The organism is Paenacidovorax caeni (genome assembly GCF_001298675.1).
In the GTDB taxonomy this organism is placed as follows: Bacteria; Pseudomonadota; Gammaproteobacteria; order Burkholderiales; family Burkholderiaceae_C; genus Paenacidovorax; species Paenacidovorax caeni.
In genome coordinates this window covers 1-1,253 of the sequence record NZ_CYIG01000116.1, presented here as the reverse complement: position 1 = coordinate 1,253, position 1,253 = coordinate 1, and the positions used below count along the sequence as shown (strand labels likewise).

Annotated in this window: 1 protein-coding gene; it reads left to right on the top strand. The window is 51.6% G+C overall.

Annotated elements, in window-relative coordinates; all coding sequences use genetic code 11:
• The coding region (locus BN2503_RS21180; protein WP_233495140.1) for a hypothetical protein at positions 1-205 on the top strand (205 nt) is incomplete at its 5' end.
• Positions 206-1,253 lie beyond the last annotated feature (1,048 nt).

The window sequence follows — 1,253 nt, the reverse complement described above, 5'->3', positions numbered from 1 at the left end:
CTTCAGGCTTCTTGTAGTTAGCCAGCAGGCCAGACAGCAGTTCTTCGGGTACGTCGTGTTTCTTGGTACTCATGGTGCTTACGGACAGGCCGACTTGCGTCGGCGTTGGATTGACCGTTTACACAAAATTCTGCACACCCTCCCACAGTACTTTGTTCAGGCACAGCTGACATCTCCGACCGGATCAACGCTTGCAATTTTTTAGGTACCCAACCTCCGCGCAAAGTCGGTCGTTCTCTTCCCGCAGGGTTTTTCCGCATCGACAACGACCGTGCTCGACAGTGCGGCAGAGCGTCGTTTGGCTTCATCTTGGGTTGTTCTTCATTCCGGCTGTTGCGAGCCTGCAGGCGGCCTTGATCGAGATTGCGCTGCCAAGCCACGATCTGGCTGGGATTGCGGATGTCATAGAGCGCCGCGACGTGACGCTTGTTTTGTCCAACTTCTGGAGGGCGGGCAGTTCAATCCTGGGGCGGTTTATAGACCCGCCTGCGAATGCGTTCGCGCTTTAACTCGAGCCTAAGGTGAGACGTTGCAGGGATCTTGCTCTAGTGTTTGCAAGTTCTGTGTACATGAACTGGGCCCTATAGCACTTCCGTTCAACATAAGTGGGTACACACATCTATTGAGTTTTCCAATTTGAAGATGTGTTTCTACAGAGCGCTATGGTGAGCTTTCACGGGGAGCTACATTTGTAAGAGAGTGCTCACATTCATTTCTGTGCATAGATTGTCATCGCTAAAGGGATGTCTGACCCTTGCTCTTGCTACACACTCGCCCCCTTGATTGTTTGATGACAACTTGAATACCTTAAATACAAATTAAACCTTGGATTTTTCAATGCTGACAATAGGTTAGATGGGTAATGGTGAGGTTTTACAGGAACTTTGGTGAGCGTTTACAGGGAGTTTGGTGAGCTCCTACGGGGTTGTCTGCACGTCTGGGTGAGGCTACGCGGGGAGTCCAGTGAGTGGATTCAGGGAGTTTGGTGAGCTTTTACAGGGATGGACGGCGTTCATACGTATGAACCTGTGGTGCCTGTGACTTCCTTGACCGAGCCAAGGTGAGCTTTTGCAGGGATGGACGGCGTTCATACGTATGAACCTGCGGTGCCTGTGACTTCCTTGACCGAGCCAAGGTGAGCTTTTGCAGGGATGGACGGCGTTCATACGTATGAACCTGTGGTGCCTGTGACTTCCTTGACCGAGCCAAGGTGAGCTTTTGCAGGGATGGACGGCGTTCATACGTATGAACCT